Origin of the sequence: Phocaeicola faecicola, assembly GCF_013618865.1 — a bacterium.
Classification (GTDB): domain Bacteria; phylum Bacteroidota; class Bacteroidia; order Bacteroidales; family Bacteroidaceae; genus Phocaeicola; species Phocaeicola faecicola.
On the sequence record NZ_JABSOE010000159.1, the window covers coordinates 1 to 1032 of the forward strand.

Annotated in this window: 1 rRNA gene; it reads right to left on the minus strand. The window is 49.7% G+C overall.

The window, feature by feature from the left end:
• A 16S ribosomal RNA gene (locus H3001_RS19110) occupies positions 1-1006 on the minus strand; the annotation flags it as partial.
• Positions 1007-1032: the final 26 nt, after the last annotated feature.

Below are 1032 nucleotides of genomic sequence, written 5' to 3' on the forward strand. Positions count from 1 at the left end.
TCATTCCTCTGCAATTTAAGCCCGGGTAAGGTTCCTCGCGTATCATCGAATTAAACCACATGTTCCTCCGCTTGTGCGGGCCCCCGTCAATTCCTTTGAGTTTCACCGTTGCCGGCGTACTCCCCAGGTGGGATACTTAACGCTTTCGCTTGGCCGCTGACCGTATATCGCCAACAGCGAGTATCCATCGTTTACCGTGTGGACTACCAGGGTATCTAATCCTGTTTGATACCCACACTTTCGAGCATGAACGTCAGTTACAGTTTAGTGAGCTGCCTTCGCAATCGGAGTTCTTCGTGATATCTAAGCATTTCACCGCTACACCACGAATTCCGCACACCTCAACTGCACTCAAGAACGCCAGTATCAACTGCAATTTTACGGTTGAGCCGCAAACTTTCACAGCTGACTTAACATCCCGTCTGCGCTCCCTTTAAACCCAATAAATCCGGATAACGCTCGCATCCTCCGTATTACCGCGGCTGCTGGCACGGAGTTAGCCGATGCTTATTCATAAGGTACATACAAGGCTCCACACGTGGAGCGTTTTATTCCCTTATAAAAGAAGTTTACAATCCGTAGGACCTTCATCCTTCACGCTACTTGGCTGGTTCAGGCTCTCGCCCATTGACCAATATTCCTCACTGCTGCCTCCCGTAGGAGTTTGGACCGTGTCTCAGTTCCAATGTGGGGGACCTTCCTCTCAGAACCCCTATCCATCGCAGGCTAGGTGGGCCGTTACCCCGCCTACTACCTAATGGAACGCATCCCCATCGTTTACCGATGAATCTTTAATGGTGCTATCATGCAATCTCACCATACTATCGGGTATTAATCTTTCTTTCGAAAGGCTATCCCCGAGTAAACGGAAGGTTGGATACGTGTTACTCACCCGTGCGCCGGTCGCCGGCAATTGAAGCAAGCTTCAATCCCGCTGCCCCTCGACTTGCATGTGTTAAGCCTGTAGCTAGCGTTCATCCTGAGCCAGGATCAAACTCTTCATTGTAAAATATCTTTTTACTCTTGCGAGTA